Source organism: Kribbella sp. (assembly GCF_035687465.1).
Classification (GTDB): Bacteria; Actinomycetota; Actinomycetes; order Propionibacteriales; family Kribbellaceae; genus Kribbella.
Genome location: NZ_DASRXP010000124.1, coordinates 1 through 4,734, shown reverse-complemented (window position 1 = coordinate 4,734; position 4,734 = coordinate 1). Strand labels below are relative to the sequence as shown.

Genomic DNA, 4,734 nt, shown 5'->3' with positions numbered 1-4,734 from the left:
AGCGGAGGCCCTCGTACGACGGGGAGTCGGGTGCGGCCGTGTAGGCCACCAGGAACTGGTTGGGGTGGGTGTCGACGGTGAACTGCTGGACCTCGAGGGTCAGGGCACCGACGATCGGATGGACGTAGGTCTTGGTCAATTGGTGGGGGCCGCGGACCTTGTAGGTGGTCCACCAGGTGCGGAAGTCGGGGTCCCGGGCGTTGAGTTCGCCGATCAGCGCCTTGAGGGCCGGGTCGTCGGGATTGCGGCCGGCCTCCATTCGCAGTAAGGCCACGCATTCGCGGGCGGCGCGCGGCCAGTCGGCGTACAGGGCTCTGAAGTCCTGGTCGAGGAAGGTCAGCCAGATCAGGTTTCGCCGGTTCGGTGCGACCTGGTCGAAGTCGGTCAGGAGGGCGACGGCACCTCGGTTCCAGGCCAGTACGTCCATCGTGCGGCTCAGCACCATCGCGGGGACGTCGTGCATCGTGTCCAGGAGTTGGCGTAGCTGAGGGGACACGGCGACTCGTGCGGGTTGACGCGCGGCCGTGGCCGGTGCGACGTCGGCCACGGTGAAGAGGTAGTCGCGTTCGTCGGCGGCGAGTTGCAGGGCATCGGCGAGTGCGTCAAGTACCGGGCGGGAGACCCGGTTACTGCGGCCCTGTTCCAGCCGGACGACGTAGTCCACGCTCACGTGTGCGAGCTGGGCCAGTTCCTCCCGGCGCAAGCCTGCAACGCGGCGTAGCCGGCCGTCATCCGGGATACCCGCCCGCTGCGGGTCGAGCGCGGCGCGTCGGGCACGCAGGAACTCGCCAAGTTCAGTGGCCATGACTCCAGTGTCCACGCGATCCGGAACGGGTGCCTGGTACTGGCTTGCCTACGCAGAACTCTCCCTGGGGCGCGGCCGCCGCGGCGGCGATGGTGGGGATATGAGAACCGATATCACCTTCCCCAGCGCGGGCCTGCAGCTCGCCGGACACCTGTACACCCCCGACGACGACACCACCGGGCCACGCCCGGCGATCGTGGTCGGCCACCCCGGCAGCGGCGTGAAGGAGCAGGCGGCCGGCCTGTACGCCGGACGACTGGCCGCGCAGGGCTTCGTCACCCTCGCCTTCGATGCCGCCTACCAGGGAGCGAGCGAGGGAGAGCCGCGAGGGCTGGAGGATCCGGCCCACCGGGTCGAGGACCTCAAGGCGGCCGTGTCGTTCCTCACCACCAGAGAGGAGGTCGATCCCGATCGGATCGGCATGCTGGGCATCTGTGCCTCCGGCGGGTACAGCCTCGCGGCCGCCGGTATCGATCACCGGATCAAGGCGGTGGGGACGGTGAGTGCCGACGACATCGCCCGGCAGTTCCGGATGGGTGCCGACGGCAGCCAGGATCCGGCCGTCCTCCAGAGCATGCTCGACGCCGCCGCGGCAGCCCGTACTGCGGAAGCTCAGGGCAAGGAGGTCCAGAGCTTCGACATCTTCCCGGCGACGGAGGAGGAGGCCCGACAAGGCGGACAGCATGTGTTCGAGGGGTGGGAGTACTACTGCACCCCCCGGGCGATGCACCCACGGTCGGCCAAGGCGTTCACCTGGACCAGCATCGACCACATCGTCGCCTTCGACGCGCTCCGTGCGGTCGATCTGATCTCACCGCGGCCGCTGTTGATGATCGTCGGACGCGAGGCTGTCACTGCCTGGATGAGCGTCGAGGCGTTCCAGCGGGCACAGGGCCCGAAGGAGCTGACCTGGATCGAAGGCGCCTCCCACACCGACTTGTACGACAAGGACGAGTACGTCACCCCTGCGGTAGCGAAGCTGACCAACTTCTACGCTGCGCTCTGAACGTCAGAAGATTTCGTAGCCGGGTGTGAGGAGCTGGTCCGGGTCGTACCGCTGCTTCGCGGCTTCCAGTTGTCCGAAGGCCTGGCCGAGGTGGTCTCGCCACTCGGCCTTGGACAGCGGGAGCGCACTGACCGGGTACAGGGTGGCGCCCGCGGCCCGGACCCGCTGATAGATGTCTTTGTTGAGGTCCACGAGCCGAGCCGCTGCCTTGGCGTCGTTGGTCGCCGGCATGCGCGGCGATGAGCTTGAGCGTCGCGCTGGTGATGATGCCGACCTGACCGAGCCCGGCGCGTACTGCGTTGAACAGGTCGGCGTTGTCGTCCGCCGAGCAGGTGACCTTCTTCCCCTCGCCGGTCACGACCTCCAGGGCGATCACGTTGCCGCCCCGCGACGCGGTCCACTGGATCGTCTTGGCCACATCGTCGGCGGAACCTGGCTGGAGGACGCCCTCCGGGAGTTGGTGCACGAGGTGGCCGAAGTCGTCGGCGCTCTCGTTGCGCGTTGCTTCGTCGAAGCGGAGCTCGCCCTGCAGTTCCGCTGGTGTGTCTGGTGGCATCGGTGATGACCTCCGTCCTAGATGAAGGCGGAGTGGCCGGTGATGGAGCGGCCGACGATCAGGGTGTTCATCTCGCGGGTGCCTCCGTAGGAGTAGATTGCCTCGGCGTCCGCGACGTACCGGCCGACGTTGTGTTCGAGCAGGATGCCGTTGCCGCCGAGGAGTTCGCGGGCATAGCCCACGGTTTCGCGCATCCGGACGGTGCAGAACATCTTCGCCAGCGAGGCGTGTTCGTCGTAGGCGAGGCCGGCGTCCTGGAGCTGGGAGAGCCGGGCGCAGAGGGTCGCGGACGCGGTGGTGTTCGCCAGCATCCGGACCAGGAGATCCTGGACGAGCTGGAACGACGCGATTGGCTTGCCGAACTGCTCCCGCTCGCCCGCGTAGGCGAGGGCGTGGCGGTAGGCACCGCGGGCACATCCGACCGCCATCCAGGCAACGCCGGCGCGCGTCATCAGCAGCACCTTGGCGGTGTCGCGGAAGGTCTGCGCGCCCGTCAGCCGGTTCGCCTCGGGCACCCGCGCGTCGGTGAGGGTGATGAGCGCGTTCTGGACCACGCGCAACGCCATCTTGTCCTTGATCTTGACGGTGCTGAATCCAGGCGTGTCCTTCTCGACGACGAAGCCCTTCACCTGCCCGTCGGCCTCGTCCCGGGCCCAGATCACGGTGAGATCGGCGAAGGTCGCATTGCCGATCCACTTCTTCTGGCCGTTCAGCACCCAACTGTCGCCGTCGCGCCGGGCGGTGGTCTGCAGGCCGCCCGAGGCGCCGGAGCCGACCCCGGGTTCGGTGAGCCCGAAGGCACCGATCAGCTCGAGCGTCGCCATCCGGGGGAGCCACCGCTCCTTCTGCTCCTCGGAGCCGCACAGGTAGATCGACCCCATCGACAACCCACTGTGGACGCCGTTGAAGGTCGCGATCGACGGATCGGCGGTGGCGAGCTCCATCGCGATCAGGCCGTCCATCAGGAAGCTCCGCCCCGGACAGCCATACCCCTGGTATGGCGTACCGGCGATGCCCAGCTCCCCGAGCGCAGGCAGCAGCTCGAACGGGAAGGTCGCCCGCGACCAGTGCTCGTTGATGATCGGCGCGACCTGTTTGTCGCCGAAATCCCGGACGGCGTGCAGCAGCGCCCGATCGGCGTCGTCGATCAGGCCCTCCAGCGAGTAGAAGTCGATCGGGTCGGTGCTCATACCGCCTCCTCAAAGACGCAGGTCCCTGGACAGGAACTCGGTGATGACCGGCGTCAGCGTCGGCGCCTCGGTGACGAGTTCCACGTGCCCACCGGGGTACACGTGCAACTCGGAGTGGCGGATCAACCGGGCCATCAGGTGTGCGTTCGCGAGCGGGATGATCGGGTCGTCGTCCCCGCTCAGGATCAGTGTGGGCTGCTTGATCAGCCCGAGGAAGGGCAGACTCGTCCAGCCTGCACCGGCCACGAGCTGGAAGAGGTACCCGCGCCGGGAGCCGGCCTGCACCTGGGCCCGGAACACCCGCCGGATCTCGGCGGAGTGCCGTCGCGCGCTGCCGCCGTACAGGTACGCCGCCAGGCCGGCGGCGTACTCGGGATCGGTGAAGCGCCGGGGCGTCACCATCTTCAGCAGGGTGCGCGGGCTTCCAGGCACCATCAGCATGCCGGTGGCGGTACTGATCAGGACCAGCCGGCGGACCGTGTTCGGATGCTGAACGGCGAGCTGCTGGGCGAGCCCACCGCCCCACGAGAATCCCAGGACGTCGACCTCCTGGTAGCCGAGGTGGTTGAGCAGTCGGCGGGTCAGCCAGGCGAGGGCCGGGAACGAGTACGGCAACGGGCCGACCGGCGATCCGCCGACACCGGGTACGTCGAACCGGATCACCTCCCGGTCCGGATCGAGAGCGTCGACGGCTGGTTGCAGTACCTCGAAGGCTGCCCCGATCCCGCAGAGCATCAGCAGGGGAGTGGAACGGCCGTCACCCTTCCTGATGTCGTACCGGATCGACTGCCCGGCCACCTTGATGGTCATGTGGCGAATACATAAGTGCCGGGTGCAGGGTCCAGCGGGGCAAGGCCGGCGCCGCCGAGTTCGCTAGGCGCGTTCCGTAGCCGGCCGCCGCGCTCGGTCAGCCAGGTCACCAGGTCCGGCCACCAGGATCCCTGCGCCGTCGTTGCCGTGCGCAACCATTGTTCCGGATCGGGTGGACTGCTGTCGTTGACCTGGTACGTCGCCTTCGGATTGCCGGGTGGGTTGACGATCGACGCGATGTGCCCGCTGGTCGACAGCACGAACCTGTTGTCGCCGCCGAGCAGTTGAGTGGTCCGGTAGCAGGACTGCCACGGGCAGATGTGGTCAGCGATCCCCGCGACGACGTACGACGGAACGCCGATCTTGC

At 68.0% G+C, this 4,734-nt stretch carries 6 protein-coding genes and 1 pseudogene; 2 read left to right on the top strand and 5 right to left on the bottom strand.

Features of this window, described 5'->3' with window-relative positions:
* Positions 1 to 805 (bottom strand): helix-turn-helix transcriptional regulator (locus tag VFG33_RS06520; protein ID WP_325023452.1); only part of this gene is annotated, 805 nt, incomplete at its 3' end.
* 100 nt (positions 806 to 905) lie between these two features.
* On the opposite strand from VFG33_RS06520, the gene VFG33_RS06515 reads away from it, so the two are divergent.
* Positions 906 to 1,811 carry an alpha/beta hydrolase gene (locus VFG33_RS06515; RefSeq protein ID WP_325023450.1) on the top strand — a complete coding sequence of 302 codons (906 nt, stop codon included), beginning with the start codon at positions 906 to 908 and terminating at the stop codon, positions 1,809 to 1,811.
* A gap of 3 nt (positions 1,812 to 1,814) precedes the next feature.
* On the opposite strand, the gene VFG33_RS06510 is transcribed toward VFG33_RS06515, so the two are convergent.
* The gene (locus VFG33_RS06510; RefSeq protein WP_325023448.1) at positions 1,815 to 2,042 is read right to left on the bottom strand and encodes a hypothetical protein; all 228 of its coding nucleotides are present in this window, start codon (positions 2,040 to 2,042) and stop codon (positions 1,815 to 1,817) included.
* Here VFG33_RS06510 and VFG33_RS06505 point away from each other — a divergent pair.
* Positions 2,041 to 2,373: a hypothetical protein gene (locus tag VFG33_RS06505; RefSeq protein WP_325023446.1), complete on the top strand. Its 333-nt coding sequence runs from the start codon at positions 2,041 to 2,043 to the stop codon at positions 2,371 to 2,373. The genes VFG33_RS06510 and VFG33_RS06505 overlap by 2 nt on opposite strands.
* Before the next feature lie 11 nt (positions 2,374 to 2,384).
* On the opposite strand, the gene VFG33_RS06500 is transcribed toward VFG33_RS06505, so the two are convergent.
* The 3 genes and pseudogenes from VFG33_RS06500 to VFG33_RS06490 form a co-directional block, all read right to left on the bottom strand.
* Positions 2,385 to 3,557 carry an acyl-CoA dehydrogenase family protein gene (locus tag VFG33_RS06500; RefSeq protein ID WP_325023444.1) on the bottom strand — a complete coding sequence of 391 codons (1,173 nt, stop codon included), beginning with the start codon at positions 3,555 to 3,557 and terminating at the stop codon, positions 2,385 to 2,387.
* A 9-nt stretch (positions 3,558 to 3,566) separates the two neighbouring features.
* The gene (phaZ, locus tag VFG33_RS06495; RefSeq protein WP_325023442.1) at positions 3,567 to 4,367 is read right to left on the bottom strand and encodes a poly(3-hydroxyalkanoate) depolymerase; all 801 of its coding nucleotides are present in this window, start codon (positions 4,365 to 4,367) and stop codon (positions 3,567 to 3,569) included.
* Positions 4,364 to 4,734, bottom strand: a pseudogene (locus VFG33_RS06490) (hypothetical protein); the annotation flags it as partial. The gene phaZ and the pseudogene VFG33_RS06490, both read right to left, overlap by 4 nt.